This window comes from Vicinamibacterales bacterium, from assembly GCA_035699745.1.
Lineage (GTDB): Bacteria > Acidobacteriota > Vicinamibacteria > Vicinamibacterales > 2-12-FULL-66-21 > JAICSD01.
This window is the reverse complement of sequence record DASSPH010000026.1, coordinates 1-19,916: the sequence shown is the minus strand read 5'-3', so window position 1 is coordinate 19,916 and position 19,916 is coordinate 1. Positions and strand designations below refer to the sequence as shown.

22 protein-coding genes are annotated in these 19,916 nt (G+C 68.7%); 2 read left to right on the top strand and 20 right to left on the bottom strand.

Annotated elements, in window-relative coordinates; all coding sequences use genetic code 11:
* Positions 1–6: 6 nt before the first annotated feature.
* The 10 genes from fabG to ubiE all read right to left on the bottom strand — a co-directional run bounded on the left by fabG (position 7) and on the right by ubiE (position 8,996).
* Entirely contained in the window at positions 7–747 is a 741-nt protein-coding gene (gene fabG / locus VFK57_04795) for a 3-oxoacyl-ACP reductase FabG (protein HET7695004.1), read from the bottom strand.
* The gene (gene fabD / locus VFK57_04790) at positions 744–1,661 is read right to left on the bottom strand and encodes an ACP S-malonyltransferase (GenBank protein HET7695003.1); all 918 of its coding nucleotides are present in this window, start codon (positions 1,659–1,661) and stop codon (positions 744–746) included. Before fabD ends, fabG begins: the two co-directional genes overlap by 4 nt.
* Positions 1,658–2,695, bottom strand: coding sequence for a phosphate acyltransferase PlsX (plsX, locus tag VFK57_04785; protein HET7695002.1), 1,038 nt, complete (start codon positions 2,693–2,695; stop codon positions 1,658–1,660). The genes fabD and plsX overlap by 4 nt, the downstream gene beginning before the upstream one ends.
* Positions 2,696–2,771: 76 nt before the next feature.
* Entirely contained in the window at positions 2,772–2,951 is a 180-nt protein-coding gene (gene rpmF, locus VFK57_04780) for a 50S ribosomal protein L32 (GenBank protein HET7695001.1), read from the bottom strand.
* 12 nt (positions 2,952–2,963) lie between these two features.
* Entirely contained in the window at positions 2,964–3,515 is a 552-nt protein-coding gene (locus tag VFK57_04775) for a DUF177 domain-containing protein (GenBank protein HET7695000.1), read from the bottom strand.
* A 292-nt stretch (positions 3,516–3,807) separates the two neighbouring features.
* Positions 3,808–4,848 (bottom strand): deoxyguanosinetriphosphate triphosphohydrolase, encoded by a 1,041-nt coding sequence (locus VFK57_04770; protein HET7694999.1) that lies wholly within the window; start codon positions 4,846–4,848, stop codon positions 3,808–3,810.
* On the bottom strand, positions 4,848–6,041 hold the full coding sequence (locus tag VFK57_04765; GenBank protein ID HET7694998.1) for a phosphopentomutase: 1,194 nt from the start codon (positions 6,039–6,041) through the stop codon (positions 4,848–4,850). Before VFK57_04765 ends, VFK57_04770 begins: the two co-directional genes overlap by 1 nt.
* Positions 6,038–6,991: a tRNA (adenosine(37)-N6)-dimethylallyltransferase MiaA gene (gene miaA / locus VFK57_04760; GenBank protein HET7694997.1), complete on the bottom strand. Its 954-nt coding sequence runs from the start codon at positions 6,989–6,991 to the stop codon at positions 6,038–6,040. Before miaA ends, VFK57_04765 begins: the two co-directional genes overlap by 4 nt.
* Before the next feature lie 280 nt (positions 6,992–7,271).
* Positions 7,272–8,258 (bottom strand): TonB family protein, encoded by a 987-nt coding sequence (locus VFK57_04755; GenBank protein HET7694996.1) that lies wholly within the window; start codon positions 8,256–8,258, stop codon positions 7,272–7,274.
* A 15-nt stretch (positions 8,259–8,273) separates the two neighbouring features.
* Entirely contained in the window at positions 8,274–8,996 is a 723-nt protein-coding gene (gene ubiE, locus VFK57_04750; protein ID HET7694995.1) for a bifunctional demethylmenaquinone methyltransferase/2-methoxy-6-polyprenyl-1,4-benzoquinol methylase UbiE, read from the bottom strand.
* A gap of 270 nt (positions 8,997–9,266) precedes the next feature.
* Here ubiE and VFK57_04745 point away from each other — a divergent pair, with 270 nt between their 5' ends.
* The gene (locus tag VFK57_04745; GenBank protein ID HET7694994.1) at positions 9,267–10,106 is read left to right on the top strand and encodes a M12 family metallopeptidase; all 840 of its coding nucleotides are present in this window, start codon (positions 9,267–9,269) and stop codon (positions 10,104–10,106) included.
* Positions 10,107–10,109: 3 nt separating this feature from the next.
* Here the strand turns inward: VFK57_04745 and VFK57_04740 are convergent, their stop codons facing one another.
* The 9 genes from VFK57_04740 to lpxI form a co-directional block, all read right to left on the bottom strand.
* Positions 10,110–10,742 (bottom strand): UbiX family flavin prenyltransferase, encoded by a 633-nt coding sequence (locus tag VFK57_04740; GenBank protein ID HET7694993.1) that lies wholly within the window; start codon positions 10,740–10,742, stop codon positions 10,110–10,112.
* Complete coding sequence (locus VFK57_04735; protein HET7694992.1) at positions 10,732–11,598, bottom strand: UbiA-like polyprenyltransferase; 867 nt, start codon at positions 11,596–11,598, stop codon at positions 10,732–10,734. Before VFK57_04735 ends, VFK57_04740 begins: the two co-directional genes overlap by 11 nt.
* 54 nt (positions 11,599–11,652) lie before the next feature.
* A complete protein-coding gene (locus VFK57_04730; GenBank protein HET7694991.1) occupies positions 11,653–12,840 on the bottom strand; it encodes an amidohydrolase family protein in 1,188 nt (395 codons plus the stop codon).
* A 166-nt stretch (positions 12,841–13,006) separates the two neighbouring features.
* The gene (gene mqnC, locus VFK57_04725) at positions 13,007–14,224 is read right to left on the bottom strand and encodes a cyclic dehypoxanthinyl futalosine synthase (GenBank protein ID HET7694990.1); all 1,218 of its coding nucleotides are present in this window, start codon (positions 14,222–14,224) and stop codon (positions 13,007–13,009) included.
* Positions 14,211–15,008 (bottom strand): menaquinone biosynthesis protein, encoded by a 798-nt coding sequence (locus VFK57_04720; GenBank protein ID HET7694989.1) that lies wholly within the window; start codon positions 15,006–15,008, stop codon positions 14,211–14,213. Before VFK57_04720 ends, mqnC begins: the two co-directional genes overlap by 14 nt.
* Before the next feature lie 39 nt (positions 15,009–15,047).
* Positions 15,048–15,893 carry a hypothetical protein gene (locus tag VFK57_04715; GenBank protein HET7694988.1) on the bottom strand — a complete coding sequence of 282 codons (846 nt, stop codon included), beginning with the start codon at positions 15,891–15,893 and terminating at the stop codon, positions 15,048–15,050.
* The gene (locus VFK57_04710) at positions 15,890–17,347 is read right to left on the bottom strand and encodes a menaquinone biosynthesis decarboxylase (GenBank protein HET7694987.1); all 1,458 of its coding nucleotides are present in this window, start codon (positions 17,345–17,347) and stop codon (positions 15,890–15,892) included. The genes VFK57_04715 and VFK57_04710 overlap by 4 nt, the downstream gene beginning before the upstream one ends.
* On the bottom strand, positions 17,344–18,282 hold the full coding sequence (locus VFK57_04705) for a Gfo/Idh/MocA family oxidoreductase (protein ID HET7694986.1): 939 nt from the start codon (positions 18,280–18,282) through the stop codon (positions 17,344–17,346). The genes VFK57_04710 and VFK57_04705 overlap by 4 nt, the downstream gene beginning before the upstream one ends.
* Positions 18,275–19,090 carry a UDP-2,3-diacylglucosamine diphosphatase LpxI gene (gene lpxI / locus VFK57_04700; GenBank protein HET7694985.1) on the bottom strand — a complete coding sequence of 272 codons (816 nt, stop codon included), beginning with the start codon at positions 19,088–19,090 and terminating at the stop codon, positions 18,275–18,277. The genes VFK57_04705 and lpxI overlap by 8 nt, the downstream gene beginning before the upstream one ends.
* A gap of 45 nt (positions 19,091–19,135) precedes the next feature.
* On the opposite strand from lpxI, the gene VFK57_04695 reads away from it, so the two are divergent.
* On the top strand, positions 19,136–19,561 hold the full coding sequence (locus VFK57_04695) for a hypothetical protein (protein HET7694984.1): 426 nt from the start codon (positions 19,136–19,138) through the stop codon (positions 19,559–19,561).
* Positions 19,562–19,652: 91 nt separating this feature from the next.
* On the opposite strand, the gene VFK57_04690 is transcribed toward VFK57_04695, so the two are convergent.
* Positions 19,653–19,916: hypothetical protein (locus VFK57_04690; GenBank protein ID HET7694983.1), on the bottom strand; the 264-nt coding region annotated here is incomplete at its 5' end.

Genomic DNA, 19,916 nt, shown 5'->3' with positions numbered 1-19,916 from the left:
ACTCACCTACATGTACATGCCGCCGTTGACGGCAAGGACCTGTCCAGTAATATACGCCGCCTCGTCCGATGCAAGGAAACAGACCGCCGCCGCGATGTCGTCCGGCGTGCCCAGCCGCTTCAAGGGAATGCGGGCGGACCAGTCGTCGCGCGCGGCGTCGGTGATGGCGCGCGTCATGTCCGTTTCGATCAGCCCCGGCGCCACCACGTTCACGGTGACGTTGCGCGAGGCCACTTCCTGCGCCACCGACTTGGCGAACCCGATCAGTCCCGCCTTGGACGCCGCGTAGTTCGCCTGCCCCGCGTTGCCGCCCTGCCCGACCACCGAGCTGATGCAGATGATGCGGCCGCTGCGCTGCCGGATCATCGGCTTCAGCACGGCCTGCGTCAGCATGAACGCGGCCGTCAGGTTGGTGGCGATGACCGCGTCCCAGTCATCGCGCTTCATCCGCAGCATCAACTGGTCGCGGGTGATGCCGGCGTTGTTGACCAGCACGTCGATGCGGCCGTGCCGTTCGAGCGTGGCGGCGACCAGCCGTTCGATCGCCGCGGGATCGGCGACATCCGCGGCCGCCGCTTCAGCCTTGCCGCCGGCGGCGACGATCGCGTCGGCCGTCGCCCTGGCGTTGTCGCCGCGCGCGGCGCCGATCACCACCGCCCCCTGCGCCGCCAGCTTCGCTGCAATCGCCCGGCCGATCCCGCGCGACGCGCCGGTGACGATCGCGACCCGTCCCGTCAAATCGATCATAGCTTCAATGCGTCGAGCCCGGCCGCATCCTCGACGCTGTAGACCGCAACCTCGCGGTCGATCTTCTTGATCAACCCCGCGAGCACGGTGCCGGGACCCAGTTCGACGAACGTCCGTGCGCCGTCGGCGATCAGCCGCCTGACCACCTCTTCCCAGCGGACCGGCGACGACACCTGGCTGATCAGCGCCTCGATCGATTCGTCGGCGCGGCGCTTCGGCAGCGCGTCCACGTTGGCGACGATGGGAAAAGCCGGATCGGCGGCAGACAGCGCTCGCAGTTCGGGCGCGAGCCGTTCCTCCGCCGGTTTCATCAGCGGACAGTGGAACGGCGCGGACACGGCGAGCGGCATCACGCGGCGGGCGCCAAGCTCCTTCGCGCGCGCGCCGGCGCGCGTCACCGCGGCGGCATGGCCGGCGATCACCACCTGGCCCGGCGCGTTGAGATTCGCCGGCGTGACGACGTCCCCCTGGGCGGCCTCCGCGCACGCGCGCCCGGCCGTGTCGGCGTCGAGCCCCAGGATCGCCGCCATCGCCCCTTCGCCGACCGGCACCGCCTCCTGCATGTATCGCCCGCGGCGCCTCACCGTGCGCAGCGCATCCGCGAAGGATAGCGTACCGGCCGCGACGTGCGCCGAGTACTCGCCGAGACTGTGGCCGGCCGCGAACGCCGGCTGCAGCCCGCGCGAGGCCGCCAGCCGGGCCACGGCGGTGCTCATGGCGACGATCGCCGGCTGCGTGTTCTCGGTCAGCATCAGGCGATCGGCCGGCCCTTCGAAGCACAGCGTGCTCAACGATTCGCCCAGCGCCGCGTCGGCTTCGGCGAACGTCTCGCGGCAGATCGGGAACGCCTCTGCGAGCGAACGTCCCATTCCCACCTTCTGCGAGCCTTGCCCGGGGAAGACAAACGCGATCATTTGAGGGATCGGGGGATCGGGGATCGGGCAACGGAGATCGGGGAGAGATCGCGCGTGAGCCGGCCGATCAGATCCTCGTTCACCGCGCGCACGGCCATCGTGACCGCGTTGGCGACCGCCTTCGGGGACGAGCGGCCGTGGCCGACGATGCAGAGGCCGTCGAGGCCGACCAGCGGCGCGCCGCCGTACTCGGAATAGTCGACGCGGCGGCGGAAGCGGCGGAAGGCCTGGCGCGACAGGACGTAGCCGACGCGGCCGCCGAAGGTCGCCGCCAGCTCGTCGTGCAGCAGGGCTTCGACCGTCTCGACCAGCCCTTCACTGAGCTTGAGCGTGACGTTGCCGGTGAAGCCGTCGCAGACGATCACGTCGGCGTCGCCGGAGTAGACATGCCGTCCTTCGACGTTGCCGATGAAGGTGATCGGCGCCGACTTGAGCAGCTGGTGCGCTTCGCGGATCAGCTCGTTGCCCTTGGTTTCTTCTTCGCCGATCGAGAGCAGCGCGACGCGCGGCGACTCGACGCCGAGGGCGACGCGCGCATAGGCCGATCCCATGACGGCGAACTGCACGAGATGCGCGGCGCGGCAGCCGACGTTGGCGCCCGCATCGAGCAGCACCGCGGGGCTGCGGCGGGTCGGAATGATGGTGGCGAGCGCCGGACGATCGACGCCGGGCAGCAGGCCGAAGGCGGCGTGCGCCGCCATCACGGACGCGCCGGTGTGGCCGGCGCTGAACAGCGCGTCGGCGCGGCCGTCGCGCACCGCCTCGGCGGCGACGCGGATCGAGGCGCGCGGCTTGCGCCGCAGCGCCTGGGCGGCGCCTTCGGACATCTCCACGCGCTCGGGCGCGTCGGCGATCTGCACGTCGATGCGGCGGAAGAGGCTGGCGACCGGATGGCGGGCCAGTTCGCTTTCGATCACCGCCGCGTCGCCGACGAGCAGCAGTCCGACCTGGAGGTGCCGCGCCGCGACGAGCGCGCCATCGACGGTGACGGCGGGGCCGCCGTCGCCCCCCATGGCGTCGATGGCTATGCGCATAGAGCTGTCGGCTGTCAGCTGTCAGCTTTCAGCCGCCGTCAGCGCGTGCTGAGAGCTGAACGCTGAAGGCTGAGAGCTACTCTTCGACCGCCTTGACCTGCCGGCCGTTGTAGTAGCCGCAGTTCGGACAGACGACGTGCGGCATCTTCGCTTCCTGGCACTGCGGGCACACGCTGCGGCCGATCGGCTGCAAGGCGTCGTGGGTGCGGCGCTTGGCGGTGCGGGTCTTCGAGTGCCGGCGTTTGGGATTCGGCATGCTACTCCTTGTTCAGCTCTCTTTGAGCATCCCCTTGAGGCCTTCCAGGCGCGGATCGGTCCACGTCGGCTTGCACTCGCAGGTGCCCCGGTTCAAATTGGTGCCGCACTGCCCGCACAACCCCTTGCAGTCCTCCGAGCAGAGCGGCTTCATCGGCAGCGCGAGCACGAACTGCTCGTGCATCAGCTCGCCGAGGTCGATCGCGTCCTCCTTGTAGAACGCGGTGGTCAGATCGTCTTCGCTGACCTCGCGCTCGTCCCCGTCGGCGCCGGCCGCCGGCTCGGGCACGTAGCGGAGCTCGAACGCGCTGTCGATCGGGATCTCGAAGGCCTCGAGACAGCGGCCGCACTCCAGGCGGAGCCGGGTCTGCACGCGGCCGGTGACGCGATAGGCGCCGCCGTCCCTGTGCACGTCCATCACCAGATGGACGGGCGCCGCGACCGTGTATTCCTCGTCCGCCGAGAGCGAGGCCGCGAAGTCGGCCGGCTGAAACGTCCGATCGACGTGCTCGTCCCGGAGCGTCCCGCTCCCTTTCCGCCCAAGCTGCCTGAGGTCGAATCGCATGGTCACGGTGGTCCCTCTCCTCACGGGCAGGAACCGCTCATTATAACCTGAAACCCGCTTGGCTGGGGTGCGGGAGCTCCGTAGGGTATGGGTGCTCCAGGCGCCGGTTACCGGTTACCGGTTACCGGTTGCCGGTTGCCGGTTGCCGGTTGCCGGTTGCCGGTTACCGGTTGCCGGTTGCCGGTTGCCAGTTACCGGTTACCGGTTACCGGTTACCGGCTGCAACGGATTCGGGATTCGGGATTCGCGATTCAGGATCCGCGATGCGCGATTCAGGATCAGCGATCGGAGATTAGGGATTCACGGATACCCACGGTTTCGGGATGAACAGCTGCTCGTAGAGGTTGACGGCGTAGCGGTCGGTCATCCCGGCGACGAAATCCTTGGCGGCCACGTCGAGCCCTTCGCTCTCGATCACGCGGGGATCGAGGAACGCGTGCGGGTTCTCGCGAACCTTCTCCCACAGGCCGCCGAGAATCCCGGCCGCCTTCTTGAACTCGGCGGTCGCGACGTCGTTCTCGTACACCGCTTCGAACAGGAAGCTGCGCAGGCCGATCGTCGCGTCGAGCACTTCGTCGCTCATCCGCACGTCGGTCATTCCTCCTTCCAGCGTCCGGAGCACCACGTCCGTCACCATCGTCCCGATGCGCTCGGAGGAGGTGCGGCCGAGCAGCTGCGTGCGTTCGTGCGGCAGGTCTTCGTGCTTCAGCAGCCCGGCGCGGACCGCGTCGTCGATGTCGTGATTGACGTAGGCGATGATGTCGGCGACGCGCGCGATCTGTCCCTCGATCGTGCTGGCGCGGTGCGCCGGATCCGCGCCGACCGGCACGCCGTGCTTGCCTTTCGAGTGCCGCGCGATCCCGTCGCGCACTTCCCAGGTGAGGTTCAGGCCGGCGCCGTCATGTTCCAGGACGTCGACGATGCGCAGGCTCTGCTCGTAGTGCTCGAAGCCGCCGGGCACCAGCGTCTGCAGCACCCGCTCCCCGGCATGGCCGAACGGCGTGTGCCCCAGGTCGTGTCCGAGCGCGATCGCTTCCGTCAGCTCCTCGTTCAGCCTGAGCACCTTGGCGATGCTGCGGGCGATCTGCGACACCTCGAGCGTGTGGGTGAGGCGCGTGCGGTAGTGGTCCCCTTCGGGCGCGAAGAATACCTGCGTCTTGTGTTTCAGCCGCCGGAACGCCTTGCTGTGGATGACGCGATCGCGATCGCGCTGAAACGCCGGCCGGATCGGATCCTCCGGCTCGGGGCGCAGCCGCCCCTTCGTCGCGTCGCTCTTGGCCGCCTGCGGCGCGAGAATCTCGTGCTCCCGCTGCTCGAGCTGTCTGCGGATCATCATCGCAGGATATCGCGAAGGAAGCTCGTGCCGTGTGCCAGCGGATTGACGTCGAAGACTTCCGCCAGCGTCTGGCCGAGATCCGCGAAGGTTGGCCGCGTGCCGATGTCCGCGCCCGGGCGGACGCAGGCGCCGGCGATCAGCACCGGCACGTGCTCGCGCGCGTGGTCGGTGCTCGGCGTCGTCGGATCGTTGCCATGGTCGGCGGTGATGACGAGCAGATCGCGCTCGCGAAGCCGGGGCAGGAGGCGCGCCAGCCGCGCGTCGAACCGCTCGAGATTCGCGGCGTAGCCCTCGACGTCGTTGCGGTGGCCGTACTGGGTGTCGAAGTCCACCAGGTTGGTGAAGACCAGCCCTGGTCCGCCGGCCGCAATCGCCGCCTCGATCGCATCGACCCCTTCATCGTCTGACTTCGTGTGCACGGCGGTGGTGATGCCCCGGCCGGCGAAGAGATCCTTGATCTTGCCGATCGCATGGACGTGGTGTCCCGCGTCGGTGAGCCGGTCGAGCAGCGTGATCCCGGCGGGCTCGAGCGCGTAGTCGTGGCGGTTCGCCGTCCGCGTGAAGGCCCCCGGCCGGCCGACGAACGGCCGCGCGATCACGCGCCCCACGTTCATCCCCTTCCCGACCAGGTCGAAGGCGATCTCGCAGATGCGATACAGCTCCGGAACCGGAATCACCTCTTCGTGCGCGGCGATCTGGAACACGCTGTCGGCGGATGTGTAGACGATCGGCCGTCCCGTCCGCATGTGCTCAGGACCGAGCTCGTCGATGATCGCCGTGCCCGACGCCGGGTAGTTGCCGATCGCGGCACGCCCGATCCGCTTCTCGAACTCGGCCATCACCTCCGCGGGGAAGCCGTCGGGAAAGGTCGGAAACGGGCGGTCGAGCACGATGCCCGCGATCTCCCAGTGGCCGGTGACGGAGTCCTTGCCGGGCGAGCGCTCCGCCATGCGGCCGAACGCGCCCAGGGGAACGGCGCCCGGCGCGCTCGGCGGCGGCGGATCGCCATCGATGCGCGCCACGCGCGCCAGCCCCAGCGATCGCAGCGTCGGAAGCCGGAGCGGCACGGCCCGCGAAATGTTGCCGAGAGTGTCGCTGCCGCGATCGCCGTACGCATCGGCGTCGGCAAGCTCGCCGACGCCGACGCTGTCGAGCACCGTCAGAAAGACTCGATCGGGCAGCAGGGTCAAAGTTCCTGGGGTTGCCGGCGGCGAAAGTCGAGGAGGCTGGCCACCAGTTCCTGCGTCTCGGCACGCTCGCCGGCGGCGTGAATCCAGCGTAGGTTAGGCTCTTTCCGGAACCAGATCAACTGGCGCCGCGAGTATTTCCGGTTCTCGCGCACGATCAGCTCGCGCGTCTCCGCTTCGCCGCGGACGCCGTGCAGGTGCTCGAGCGCCTGGCGGTAGACCAGCCCCGTGAACGGCAGCGCGTCTTCGGGGACGCCCCGCGCCAGCAGTCCCCGGATCTCGTCGAGCAGTCCCTGTGCGAACTGCTGGTCGACGCGCCGCGCCACGCGCTCGGCCGTTTCCTCCGGAGTAATCTGCAGCGCGAACGCGGTCACGTCGTACTCCGGCAGCGGGGACGCGGTGGCGGCAAAATGCTCGGTGAGCGGACGGCCGGTCAGGATCCACACTTCCAGCGCGCGCACCACCCGCTTGACGTCCGCCGCCTTGACACGTGCAGCAGACGACGGGTCGACTCTCGCCAGCCACGCGTGCAGGCTCGCCGCGCCGCGGCGCTCGGCGACCCGTTCGAGCCGCCGCCGCAGCCGCTCGTCGCGGCTCGGCCCTTCGAACAACCCGCGCGTCAGCGCCCGGTAGTAGAAGCCGGTGCCGCCGACGAGAATCGGCAGCAGCCGCCGCCCCGTGATGTCGCGGACGACGGCCGCCGCCTCGCGCGCGTAGCGCGCGGCGGAATACTCTTCGGTCGGCTCGACGACGTCGACCATGTGGTGGGGAATGCCCTGCTGCTCGGCGGGAGGCACCTTGTCGGTGCCGATGTCGAACCCGCGGTACACGGCCGTCGAATCGCAGCTGACGATCTCGCCCTCGAACCGCTGCGCCAGCGCGATCCCGAGGGCGCTCTTCCCCGTCGCCGTGGGGCCCACGATCGCGATCAGCCGCGGCTTCACCGCGCCCACGCACGGACGACGGCGTAGATCGCGACGATGGTGAGCACGAGAAAGAGACCGACCTGTTGCGTCCGGGTTGCCATTTGACAGGTCATGCCGCGGAAACAGGCTTGACTGAGACGTGCCCACGGCGCGACACAAAGACCACAAAGGTCACGAAGATCACCAAAAACGACCCACGATGTCTTCGTGACTTTGTGGTCTTTGTGGTCTTCGTGATCTTTGTGCCCGAGCCGTCGGCGCGTCTCAGTCGAGTCCGGTACTTGCCGATGCCTCACGACACGGAGTCCTAACTGCCCCCTCCGGGCGGGGTCTCGTTGAAGTAGAACGTCACGATGAACGGCGCGTTCTCGTCCGGGAACTCCGTCGGCAGTGGCACCGTCGGGTTCGACAGCTTGATGGCGTTGAACGACGACCGCGTGAACGCCTCGATCGCCGACGGCTTCATGATCTGCAGGTCGGTGATGCTGCCGTCCTTGTGCACCTTGAAGCTGAGCACCACGTGACCGCGCAGCGACATCGCCGCGTAGGGCACGAACCAGTTGCGCCGGATCTGCGCCACGAAGCGGCGCAGCCACGGACCGAATTCGACCCCCTTGGTATCGAACTGAATCGACGGACCGAAGTCGCCGTTCCCCTGGACGTTCTGCAGCGACTCGCCCTGCGAGTATTTCTGGACGTTGCGGATCGCGTCGCTGAGCACGCCGGGCGCCGGACCGCCGAGCATCGGGTTGCGGTTCGGGTCGTTGCGCGCGATCGTCGCCTGCGGCGCGGTCGGCAGCGCGAGCGCGTTGGGATCCGGCTTCTGGCCGCCGTTCGGGTTGGTGCCCTCGTTGCCGGCCGGCGGGGCTGCGGATTCGGACGGCTGCGGCCGCTCCTTCGGCGCGTCGCTGATGATCTTCTCGCCGGAGTTGCCGCGCGAGAACGCGACGTCGTTCTTCGGGTCGCGCGCCCGCTCCATCGTCTGGGCCCGGCGCGTGCGATCGGAGAGCTCCGCGAGCTTCGGCGGAATCTTCGCGTCCATCTCGATCTTCGGCTGGACGAAGACGAACTGCGCGCGATCGCGCAGGTCGTCCTGCTGCTTCTGACGCTGCTCTTCCAGCTTCTGCAGGCGGGCCGCTTCCGCCGCCTTCACCCAGGGCATGCGCGGATAGAGAATCAGCGCGATCACGATGAGCAGATAGGCGATGACCGTGAGGAGCATCTGCTCGAGCCGCGTGAGCGGCCGCTCGAGGATGGGCGTGTCCGGGCGACGATCCTCAAAGTCGAAGTACATCAGTGATTTACACGATTATAACAGCTGCGCGCGGGTGCCGCCGTAGAGATAGACGATGCCGAGCGACAAAGGGACGGCACGAACGTCGCGAAACCCGTGTGAAGAAATCGTGGCGGCGAACTGTGCCGGGGGCGGGAACGTGCCGACGGAGGCAGGCAGGTACGAATAGGCGCTCTGGTGCTTCGAGACGACCTTCCCGAGCCTCGGCAGCAGGTAGCGGAAATACCACTGGTACAGCGTCCGGATCCCCGGAATCCGCGGCTCGCCGAACTCCAGGATCACCAGGCGCCCGCCCGGCTTGATCGTCCGCGCCAGCTCGCGCAGCGCCGCTTCCGGGTCGGCCACGTTGCGGATGCCGAAACCGATGGTCGCCGCGTCCGCCCAGCCGTCGCGCACCGGAATCCGCGTCGCGTCGCCGCGCACGAGCGAGATCCGGCCGGTGAGACCGCGGCCGCGCAGCTTGTCCAGGCCGACGCGCAGCATCGCACCGGCGAAATCGACGCCGACGACGCGTGCGGTCGGCACGCCGGCGACGGCGGCGATCGCCAGATCCGCGGTGCCGGTGCAGAGATCGAGCACGCGGGCGTCCGGCGGCAGGGCGGCATCGCGGATGGCGCGGGCGCGCCAGCGCGTATCGAGCCCCACGCTGAGAAAGTGGTTGAGGAAGTCGTACCGCCGGGCGATCGCGTCGAACATCGCCGCGATGCGCGCCGGGGACTTGTCGGGAAGCGTGGCCACTCCCGCGATCTTACCTTCCCATGGTAGAGCTCCCGGCTCGGCCGTGGTAAGATCGGTCGCTCCCCGACAGGACAACTCAATATGACGAACGCATTTTCGCGGGGTGCCGCGGCGTGCGCCATCATCGCGTGTGCGCTGGGTGCCGGCTGCGGTGGCGGCGGAGGCACCCCGTCGACGCCCGGATCGCCCACTACCCCGACGACCCCGACGACACCCACGAATACGTGGTCGGCCGCCGGACGGGTCACGGCGTACGGAACGGGTCAGGGCGTGGGCGGCGCAACCCTCACCCCGGGATGGTCGCTCGGCGCCGTCGTCGCCGACGCCGACGGAAACTTCATGCTCGGCGACGTGGCGAACCCGCCGTCTTCCCCGTATCCGGTGGCGGTGTCGGCCAACGGCATGATCACGCGCGACACCTGGTTCTCGTGGAGCCGCAGCGCGCGGACCGGCGTCGACATCACGCTGATCCGCGACTCCGCGCCGTTCTCGATGGAGTTCTACCGGCAGTTCGTGCGCGATACGTACGACAACAGCGAGGGATCGCCGTGGCCGGTGCTGCGCTGGACGAGCGCCCCGAGCTTCTACGTGCGCACCGTCGACGCCGGCGGCCGCGCCGTGGAGCCGGAAGTGCTGGCCGTGACGCTGGATGCGATCCGCCGCGCCGTCCCTGCCTACACCGGGGGCACCTACACCGCGACGGTCGAGACGGGCACCGACGCGCGGCCCGAGCGGACCGGGTGGATCGCCGTCAACTTCATGCGCAACACCGGCGGACGCACCTGCGGCACGTCATACGTCGGCCGCAACCCGGGCGAGATCACGCTGTATATCGACGTGTGCTCCTGCGGGAGCGTGAAGGTGCCCGGCGCGGTGACGATGCACGAGGTCGGTCACGCGATGGGCTTCTTCCACGTGTCGGATCGCGGCAGCCTGATGTACCCGTTCGCCTCCGGCGCGTGTCCGGCGGGCGTGCTCTCCGCGGCGGAGTCCTACCATGCGGGGATCGCCTACTCGCGCCCGCGCGGCAACCGCGATCCCGACCGGGACCCGAACGGGAGCGCGTCGTTCAGCGGCGCGATGATCGGCGGCGGGCCGCTCGTGAAGTGAGCGTCATCCTTCCCACTTGGGATACAGCGTCTGCTCGAAGCCGAGCGCCGAGAGGATCTTGCCGGCCATGAAGTCGGCGAGATCGTCGAGGCTCTTCGGCATCTGGTAGAAGGCCGGCATCGCCGGCAGCATCATCGCACCCGCCTCGGCGCAGAGCACCATGTTCCTCAGCTGCGGCAGACTCATCGGCGCCTCGCGCGGGACCAGCACGAGGCGCCGCTTTTCCTTCATCATCACGTCCGCCGCGCGTTCGATGAGGTTGCGCGACAGCCCGTGCGCGACGCCCGCCAGGGTCTTCATCGAGCAGGGGACGATCACCATCCCCTCGCAGTCGTGGCTGCCGCTCGCGATCGTGGCGCCGAGATCCTTGTTGCTGAGGACGCTGTAGGAGCCGCGCGACGCGGCGTCGCCGTACTTGCCGACGAGGTACTCCCTCAGCCGCGGCACCGCGGCCGCCTCGCCCAGCTCCTCGTGCAGCAGCCGGCGGCCGTAGTCGGAAATCACCACCTCGAGGTGGCATTCGCGCTCGAGCAGCGCCGCCATCGTCCGCGTCGCGTAGATCGCCCCGCTGGCGCCGGTAATCGCCAGCGCGAACGTGCGTCTCCGAGGCGGCGCGGGAGGATGCTCAGGCGACATAGATCGATACCGCGGTCGCGACGAAATACAGGATGCCGACGTAGCCGTTCAGGTCGAACGCGCGCTTCACCTGCGACAGGTCCTGCTCGCTGACCAGCGACTGTTCGTAGACGAGCAGCGCCGCGACGACGGCGACGCCGAGGAAATAGAGCGGAGTGAGATCGGCCACGAGGCCGAGCCAGGCGAGGAACACGACCGCGGCGGCGTGCATCAGGCGCGAGATCAGCAGCGACGCGCGGACGCCGAAGCGCACCGGAATCGAATTGAGGCCGGCGGCGCGATCGAAGTCCAGATCCTGGCAGGCGTAGAGGATGTCGAAGCCGCCGACCCAGGCGCCAATCGCCGCGCCGAGCAGCCAGGGCTCCGCCGCGGCGATCGGCCCGCCCGCGGCGAGCCAGCCGCCGACCGGCGCCACGGCCATCGCCAGGGCGAGGAAGAACTGCGTGTAGCTGGTGAACCGCTTCGCCAGCGAATACCAGAAGACGATGGCGAGCGCGACCGGAGACAGCGCGAAGCACAGCGCGCCGAGCCGCGAGGATGCGCCGACGAAGACGGCGGCGGCGGCGATCACGAACACCGCGGCCTCGCGGCGGCTCATCGCGCCGCGTGGGATCTCACGCATGGCGGTGCGTGGATTCTGCGCGTCCCATCGCGCGTCCGCCAGCCGGTTGAAGCCCATCGCCGCGGTCCGCGCCGCCACCATTGCGATCACGATCCACAAAACGCGCCAGGCGATCTCGCGAGGGCCGATGGGATAAGCCCGGAGCGCGAGCAGCGCCCCGGTCAGCGCGAACGGGAGCGCGAAGACGCTGTGCGAGAAGCGCACGAACGAGAGGTATGTCGCAAGCCTGTTCAATGTCGAGGTTCGGTAACCGGTAGCCGGTAGCCGGTAGCCGGTAGCCGGTAGTATTTACGAATCGAGCCAGCGGACGTCGGCAGTCTCGATACCGCTCAGCAGATATTGTTCCACGTCCGGGACGTCTGGCGGCACGCGAACCGCCAGGAGCTGGGCCCGCTTTCCCGGCTCGATCGAGCCGAGCTCCGCGCCGAACCCGAGCGCCTGCGCGCCGGCCAGGGTCGCGCTGTGGAGCAGGCGCGCGGCGGGGACGCCAGGCGCGAGACGACGGATTTCGGCCAGTTCCGCGAACATATCGAGATCCGCCACGCTGGCGAGGCTGTCGGTGCCGGCCGCGACCCGGACGCCGGACGCGTAGAACCGCCCGATGGGCGGCTCCCCCGCGCCGGTCCAGCGGTTGCTGCGGGGGCACGCGACCACCGTGGCTCCCGCGGCCGCGAGACGCCCGAGGTCGGCATCGGTGAAATGGACGCCATGGACGGCGAGCAGCCGGTGGTCGACGAGTCCGAGGCGATCCAGGTACTCCACCGGACCGCAGCCGGGCGGGGTCCACGACGGGTTCCAGACGCCGAGCGCCTCCAGCAGCCCGCGCCACTCCCCCGTCCCGTCGGCGAGGAACTCGATCTCCTGGGCCGACTCGCCGAGATGAATGCTCAGCGGACGGCCGTCGTTGGCGCGGGCGATCGCCTGCAGGAGCGCCGGTGCGACCGAATACGGCGCGTGCGGCGCAAGCGCGGGACGCAGCCATTCGACCGGCGTCAGCGCGGCGATCTGCTCGACCGCGCCGGCCATCGCGGCTTCGGGATCGGCGACCGCGAATCCGAGCAGCTCACGAAACAACACCGCCGACAGCTCGCTGTCGAGCAGCGGATCGAACGTCGCGAACGTGTTCGTGACGTCGCCGACCAGACAGGTGCCCGCGCGCCGCGCCTCGGCGATCGCATCACCGATCGGCTCCGGCGGTTCGTGCGACACCGTGCGACGCAGCGCCATCAGCGATGCCGCCCAGGCAGGCATCGACGTGTTCGGCGCCACCTGCCCGCGCATCCACGAGAGTTCGAGATGGGTGTGGGCGTTCACCAGCCCCGGCAGGATCGCCACGCTTCCGAGATCCTCGACCGCGCCCCCCGCGTACGCGCCGACGGCCGTGACGATGCCGCGATCGACCGTGACCACGCCGCCGGCGATCGGTGGCGTGGAGATCGGAAGGACCCAGGCGGCTCTGTAAGCGACGGGCAACATTCAAGTGTAATCCGCCTGTGACGGCCGACGGCTCAACGCTCCGACACAAAGTCCACGAAGATCACAAAGCTCACAAAGAAGACCTATTGGGTTTCTTAGTGTCTTTGTGGCCTTTGTGATCTTCGTGCCGGAGCGTAAGCCGTCGGCCCTCGCAGCGAACGCCGTGCTAGGACGGGCCGTCGTTGGCCCGCAGGCGCTTTTCCGCGGCGCTGCGGGCGGCGTAGAGCTTCAGCTCCTCGGGGCGGCTGGTGTCGCCGTCGGCGCGCGCCGTGGCCAGGGCCAACTGCCGCGGCACTGCCTGCTCGCGGAAGAACGGGTCGCCCAGGATGTCGTAATGCATGTTGCGCCGCTTGGCGACGAACCCGGCGTTCTCGATGTTGCGCACGATCTCGACTTCGTCCATGCAGTAGCTCGCGCCGGCGGCGCGGACGACGTTCTCCTCGATCATCACGCTGCCCATGTCGTTCGAGCCGTAGGCGAGCGAGAGCTGGCCGACCTTGCCGCCCTGCGTCACCCATGACGCCTGCAGGCTCGGGAAGTTGTCGAGGAAGATCCGCGCCAGCGCCAGCATCCGCAGGTATTCGACGCCGGTCGCTTCGCCGCCGCCCAGCTCGGTGTGCTCCGGCTGGTAGCTCCAGGTGATGAACGCGGTGAAGCCGCCGGTCTCGTCCTGCACCTCGCGCAGCCGGCGCATGTGCTCGATCCGCTCCTCCACCGTCTCGACGTGCCCGTACATCATCGTCGCGGTGGTGCGCAGCCCCTTCAGGTGCGCCTGGCGCATCACCTCGAGCCATTCGTCTGCGGTCGCCTTGCCGTAGCAGTTGAGCAGCCTGCGGACGCGGTCGACCAGGATCTCGGCGCCGCCGCCGGGAATGCTGTCGAGCCCCGCGGCGATCAGGCGATCGATGACCTCCGGAGCCGGGAGACGGGTCATCCTGGTCAGATGGATCACTTCGGGCGGCGACAACGCGTGCAGCTTGAACGACGGATACCGCTGCTTGACGGCGCGGAAGAGGTCCTCGTACCACTCGATCGGCAGATCGGGATTGTGGCCGCCCTGCAGCAGCAGCTGCACGCCGCCGAGCGCAATCGTCTCGTCGATCTTCTTGAAGATCTCCTCGAAGCCGAGGACGTAGCCGTCGCCGGAACCCACCGGGCGGTAGAACGCGCAGAAGTTGCACCGCGCGACGCAGATGTTCGTGTAGTTGACGTTGCGGTCGATGATGTAGGTGACGATGCCGCCGGGGTGCCGGGCGGCGCGGAGGCCGTCGGCCAGCTCGCCGAGCAGCGGCAGCGGCGCGTGACGATACAGGTGCAGCGCCTCGTCGGCGCTCACGCGGCCGCCGGCACGGATCTTCGCCGCGAGCGTCTCAGTCCTCGGCATCGTAAAACCGCAGCGTGCCGTCGAAGTCCGCCAGATCGAGCTCGCTGGCATAGCGATAGAACGTCTTCAAGCCCTCGATCTCGCTCTCCCCGAGCACGTACTGGATATTATCGCGCAGGTAGCGCCGGGCGATCGCCTGGCGCGGGGTATCGTCGGGATAGTAGGCCGCGGCCACCGCGTGCGACTGCGCCATCCCCGCGTCCCTGGCGCGCTGCAGCAGGGTCACGTCGTGCGGCGCGACGGCATCCGCCCAGCCCGTCCAGCAGGCATAGACGAACGGCAGGCCGGTCATCGCCGTCCACTCCTGACCCAGATCGATCTTGGCGGCGCCGGCCGCCTCGTGATCCAGAAACAGCGCGACGTCGCCGATGATCAGCGCCGCATCGGCGGTGGCGAGCATCGCCTCGAGATCGGGCGCCATCGGCGCCGGCGCCGGCGCCACGTCGAAGCGGCGCCGCAGCAGCACGGTGGCGAGCGCGACAGACGTGCGCGAGCTGGTGTCCATCGCGATGGTGCGGATGTCGCGCGGCTCGCGGCGGGTGAAGATCGCAACCGAGGCGACGGCCCCGCGCGAGGTCACCGCCGGCCCCGGCACGATCCAGTACGGCGAGGGTCCGCGCAGATACTCGATCGACGGGATCAGTCCGACGTCGGTCTCATGCGCATGCAGCAGCCGGGCGCACTCCGACGGAAGGTCGTATCGGATTGAGAACCGATCGCTGTGCTCGAGCCCGTACACCAGTGGCCGGGCGTTCAGATACGTGACGGCGCCTACCCGAATCATGCAGGATTTGGAAATTTGGAAATTTGGGAATTTGGAAATCTAGCGAGGCTGCCAGGTGCCGTCACGCTCGATCGGCTCGAGGCCGGCGGCGGTAATGTTGCCGCGGATCTCTTCGAGCGGGCTGCGGCGGCGTCCGAGATCGCCGTCGAACGGCGACACGCTGTCCACGTCATCCGCTCCCATGGTGAGCGCGACCTGCGCGAGCTTCGGGCCGTAGAGCGCCCAGTCGACCTGGATGGACTCGATGTTGTCCAGCATCAGCCGCGACACCGCCACGAGCCGCACGTCGTCGTACCCGGTGGTCGGCTGCGCGACCGACTGGACGCGCGGCAGCGGCGCGAAGGCGCGGACGCCGCCCGCGCCTGCCTGCACGTCGCGCGCCAGCGCGACGTGCCGCAGAGGATCGGCGGCGGGCTGCTGGACGGTAAGCCGCGGCACGTCCAGGCCGGCGCTGCGGACGGCGCGAATCGTCTGCACCGGGTCGGGCAGCAGGTCGATCGGCGCCTCGGCAATGGCGCCAAGTCCCGCCGCCGCGAGACGGCGCGCCAGTTCGGTCAGGGTGGCGCTGCTTCCACCAGCGAGGGCGAGAAGGTCGGCCAGCGAATATGCGGTGAGCGGGATCGCTCGGGCGAGGGCGCGTACGGCGATCACGCTCGCAACCGCCGCGTCTGCTGACGCCGGCCTGCCGGTCAGCCGAACCTCACCGGCGGCCGTGCCCGCGGGCACGGCCGCGGGGACGGCGTCGCCGTGGACCTCGAACACGCGCACGAACGTCGTCTTCGTGCCGTGCCGGCGGCGCCGCTCGTCGTCTCCCCGTGCGCCCACGGCGATGACGTTGCGGTCGGTGAGGATGGCTTCCGCGTCGGCCATCGAGATCGTGCTCATGGCTTCCAACCCTGGCGGATCTGCGTCCAGATCTGATCGGCGCGCCGCGCCGCCGCGTCCGTGGTCCGGATCCGTGTCGGCCAGGGCCGCATGAAACCTTCCGATTTCCACTTCCGCGTCGCGTCGATCCCCATCTTGCTGCCGTAGGCGGCGAGATCGCTCGCGTCCTCGAGATCGTCCACCGGGCCGCGCATGAACTGGATGTCGCGCTCGGGATCGATGTGCGTGCCCACGACCCAGGCGACTTCCGAAAGGTTCTGCACGTCGATGTCCTTGTCGACGACGATCACCGACTTCGAGAACATGAGCTGGCCGAGCCCCCACACCGCGTTCATGATCTTGCGCGCGTGTCCCGGGTACCGCTTGTCGATCGAGATGATGACGATGTTGTGGAAGATGCCTTCGGCCGGGAAGTTCATGTCCACGATCTCGGGGACGGTCTTCTTGATCAACGGCAGGAAGATGCGCTCGCTCGCCTTGCCGAGATAGTAGTCCTCCATCGGGGGGATGCCGACGACCGTGGTCAGGTAGATCGGATTCTTGCGCCGGGTGACGCACGTCAGATGGAACACCGGATAGTCGTCGGGATGCGAGTAGAAACCCGTGTGGTCGCCGAACGGGCCTTCGCGGCGGCGCTCGCCGGGCTCGACGTAACCTTCGAGAACGATCTGCGCGCTGGCCGGCACTTCGAGATCGACGGTCACGCATTTCACCAGCTCGACCCGCTCTCGGCGCAGGAAGCCGGCGAGCAGCAGCTCGTCGAGCCCCTCGGGCATCGGCGCGGTGGCGGCGAACGGCAACGCGGGATCGGCGCCGAGCGCGACCGCGACCTCGAGCCGCTTCCCCATCCGTTCGGCGATGCGATGGTGCTGCGCCCCGCCCTTGTGGCGCTGCCAGTGCATGCCCGTGGTGCGCGAGTCGTACACCTGCATGCGATAGGTGCCGATGTTGCGCATGCCGGTTTCGGGGTCCTTGGTGAAGACCATCGGCAGCGTGATGTAGGGGCCGCCGTCTTCCGGCCAGCAGGTGAGAATCGGGATCTCGTCCAGCGTGCCGTTCTTCGTCACGACCTCCTGGCACGGCGCGCTGCTGACCGTCTTTGGCATCAGGTCCTTGAGCCGCGACAGCATCGGCAGCATCTTCAGCGTGTCGAGCATGCCGGCGGGCATCTTCGGGTTGGTCAGCGCTTCGATCTCCCTGGCGAGCGCGTCGAGCGACTCGACGCCGAGGGCCATGCACATCCGCTTCATCGATCCGTAGAGATTGATCGCGACCGGCATGGCGTATCCCTTGGGGTTCTCGAACAGCAGCGCCGGGCCGCCGCCCGGGGACTTGGACACGCGATCGGTCACGGCGCAGATCTCGAGGTCGGGGCTGACCGGCTCCTTGATGCGTGCCAGTTCGCGGTCCTGGTCGAGCGCGGAGATGAACGTGTTCAGATCCTTGTACGTCAAACGGTCTCCATCCTGTCTGCAATCGCCTGGGCCAGCGCCAGCGCGCGGCGGCCGTCCTCGCCGGTGACCAGCGGCCGGCGCGTGTCGCGGACGGCGTGGACGAAATCCGTGAGCTCCCGCTTCAGCGGCTCCTCGCGCGTCACCGGCAGCTTGCCGCCCTGAATCTGCGGGCGCTCGCCGGCACGCCGGAGCAGCCGGTAGCCTTCCACTTCCTGCTCGGCGTAGTCGATCGACACGTAGGCGTCGGGCTGGAAGAACCGGATCTTGCGGACGCGCTCCTTGCTGATCCGGCTCGCGGTCACGTTGGCGATGCAGCCGCTCGCGAACCGCAGCCGCGCGTTGGCGATGTCGAACTTGTCGGTCAGCACCGGCACGCCGACCGCCTCGATCGACGTGGGCTCCGCCTTGACCAGCGCCAGAATGATGTCGAGATCGTGAATCATCAGGTCGAACACGACGTCGATGTCGAGGCTCCGGTCGGGAAAGACGCCGAGCCGGTGCACCTCGATGAACCGCGGCGTGGTCACGAACGGCATCACCGTCGCGATCGCCGGATTGAAGCGCTCGGTCTGTCCGGTCGCGAGCGTCGCGCCGGACGCGGCAGCGGCGGCGATCAGCGCGTCAGCCTCCGCGAGCGTACGCGCGATCGGCTTTTCCACCAGCACCGCGATCCCGCGCTCGAGAAACGGCAGCGCGATCTCGCGGTGCAGCTCCGTCGGCACCGCGACCGTCACGGCATCCACCTGGCCGAACAGCTCGCGATAATCCGCCAGCGCGCGCGCGCCGGTCGCGGCCGCCGCGGCTGCGGCGCGCTCGGGATCGGTGTCGACGACGGCGACGAGCGTCGCGGCGTCGATTCCCGCCAGCAGCCGCGCGTGATGCCTGCCCAGATGCCCGATCCCGATGACGGCGGTGCGGATCGGGGAACTATCCACGACCCACGACCGCCATTCCCGCGGCATTGGCGGCGTCGAAGAACCGCTCTCCGTCGACGATCAGCGTCTTGCCGGCATCGATCGTGATCGCGCTCGCCCCCGCCGCCTTCATCGCCTCGATCGTCGCCACGCCCACCACCGGAACATCGAAGCGCATGTCCTGTTTCGGCTTCGCCACCTTGATCACACGGCTGCCGGGCCCGGCAATCTCGCCGGCGCGCCGGATCACGGCGTCGGTGCCTTCCATCGCCTCGACCGCCACCACCGCCTTGTCCTTCACGACGATCGTCTGGCCGATGTCGAGCCCGGCGATCGCATCCGCCATGCGATACCCGAACTCGAGATCCTCGCGCTCCTCCGCCGTCGGCGGGCGTCGGCTCAGCACGCCGGGGCGCGCCAGCAGCGGCTCGAGGAACGCGGTCGAATTCAGCAGCTCGATCCCCTCGCCGCGGAGCACGTCGGCCACCGCCGAGATCAGCGCATCGGTGTTCCGCGCGCGCAGCCGCGTGATCACCGACAGCAGGGTCATGTCGGGGACGATGCCGGAGAAGATTCTGGCGTGCTTGACCTGCCCCGCCATGAGCGCCTGCCGGGCGCCGGCCGCCTTCAGGATCTTGATACACTTACCGAGGTGGCCGAGCGAGACCCAGTGGAGGTCTGCGCCGGCGTCCCGAGCCGCCGCTTCCAGCTCCGGAAACGCCTCCTCTTTCACGGCGACGACCGTCACGTCGTGACCGAGGCTGCGCGCCCCCTGCAGCGCCAGGAAGGGAAACCGGCCGTTGCCGGCAATAAGACCGATGCGAGCCACAAGAAGTCTAACAAGCGAAGTCTATCATTGGGCTAGGAGAGGGAAATGCTGCGACGGATAGTGTGCGGACTGCTGCTCGGCGCGACGGCCGTGCTGGCCGGCTGCGGGGACACCACCACGGGCACGGCACCCACGCCGGCGGAAGTGACCGAGACGTTCACCGGCACGGTGAACCCGGCGTCCGGTTCGACGCACTCTTTCGTCACCCTGCTCGGCGGCGCCGTCACCGCCACCCTCACCGCCGTCGGGCCGGATCCGGCCAAGAACGTCGGCTTCAGCCTGGGCACGTTCAACTCGACGCTCAACGTCTGCACCGCCGTCTTCGACAATCCGGCGGCGCTCCAGGCGTTCGAGTTCAAGGCCAACGCGACGACGCTCGGCTCGTACTGCGTCCGGGTCTACGACAACGGCAACGTCACGACCGACAACGTCCCGTATACGTATACGGTGACGGTGAAGCATCCCCAGTAACGGGGGCGTCCAGGTCAATTCCCAAGGCCCGACTGCCAATTCCCAAGTTGGGAGTTAATTGGGAGTTGGGCCTTGCTCGTTGGGAATTGACTCAGTCCTCAACCACCTCTTCGACCCGCCGACTGGGTCTCCTCAGACCAACCCCGCGCTTCGACGTGCGGATGAAGTTCACCACGTAGGCCACTTCGGGCGACTGCAGGTTCGGGTCGCGCTCGATCTGCGCGAGGGCGCGGCTGGTATTGGCGTGCAGCAGCACGCGGTAGGTGCGGCGCAGCTTGGTGATCGTGTCCTGCGAGAAACCCCGGCGGATCAGGCCGATGGTGTTGATGCCGTAGATCCGGGCGCGGTTGCCGAC